Annotated in this window: 1 protein-coding gene and 1 pseudogene; both read right to left on the minus strand. The window is 41.6% G+C overall.

Going from position 1 to position 1,212, the window contains the following annotated elements; genetic code table 11:
• Positions 1 to 347: 347 nt before the first annotated feature.
• Positions 348 to 962, minus strand: coding sequence for a hypothetical protein (locus ACIFQM_RS24925; protein WP_430043597.1), 615 nt, complete (start codon positions 960 to 962; stop codon positions 348 to 350).
• A pseudogene (locus ACIFQM_RS24930) lies at positions 959 to 1,212 on the minus strand (hypothetical protein); the annotation flags it as partial. The gene ACIFQM_RS24925 and the pseudogene ACIFQM_RS24930, both read right to left, overlap by 4 nt.

Below are 1,212 nucleotides of genomic sequence, written 5' to 3' on the forward strand. Positions count from 1 at the left end.
ATTGTTACTGTACCTGTTCAGTCGAATACTCATAATCAGAGAATACAACTTTATGACCAAATTGGAGGTGCTTAAACGGATAGCTAAAAAAGTTCTGCTAACCTTAATTGGTCGGCAGAGCTTTTTTAGCTATACAAATAAATAATTGCTTTTTTATCCAAACCCACATTCCTCTTGTTAACTGGGTCCATAGCGCAAGTAATGATTGTGTTGAAGGCATTTACGCCAAATCCAGTACAAATGTCGTTCTTACAGTGCCCACTCTTCAAGAGACCTTCACCGCCTGTTACGCGCCTTGCATGGCGCACAAAAAAGAACGCTCATTTTTACGAGCGTTCTAGAAAAAATTAGTTTTTTTTCTCTTTTTTTTCGTAAACAAAATTATTATAGAGAATTTGCTCTGTCTGTGCTGTTATCTCCTCTTGATTGTCCCAATTTGCGACTTGATCGCTTGGATACTCATTCGGAACTTCAACAGGGAAAAAATCTCCATATTTTGAGTGTATAATTTCTGCTTGTGAAGATAACACTTTCTCGTTTATCTCCTTCTTTTTCTCAGGTGTGAGCCAGTCAGGATCATTGGTAGTTTGGGTTTGAGGCTTACTGCTGTTCGCAAAGGTCTGACTTTTGATAACAGCCACCGCCCCTCCGACAATGACAATTAGACTTAAGATAATAACTACTGGTCTGAGTCGCTTGTTCACACTCACTTCCTCCCTTCCAAAAATAATCCAATTAACAAAATTTAATAACCCCTGACCATGCGAACCTGCACAACCAATTGAAAACTTATCTGACCAAAATCCATCGTTACGACTTAGGTGGCTAAATGACCAAGATGGCACAGCCATAGGGGAAATTTTTTCAATGGATTGAGTTTTATCACTTTTTACAATTACTGACTCCAGTGGAACTGCATTGGCTATAGCTTCATTATACTCCTCAAGCGTCAAGCCGCTCAAGAGCGTATCCGAATTAACAATTGAGGAGTAGGGTGGGAATAGAGACTGGGAAGCTGGTGGTTCATGTAGAGCAATGTACCCGGAATGACCGTAATGGCCATACCTGTAGCCGCCAAATGGAAGATCGAAGCGATAAACCCGCCGACTGCCCCACCGATCAGCCCCATGACAAAAGGCTTCATATATCTCAGGTTAACACCGAAAATAGCCGGCTCCGTAATCCCCAGAAAAGCGGACAACGAGGAAGGAA

The organism is Paenibacillus sp. NRS-1782 (assembly GCF_050467685.1).
Taxonomy (GTDB): domain Bacteria; phylum Bacillota; class Bacilli; order Paenibacillales; family Paenibacillaceae; genus Paenibacillus; species Paenibacillus terrae_A.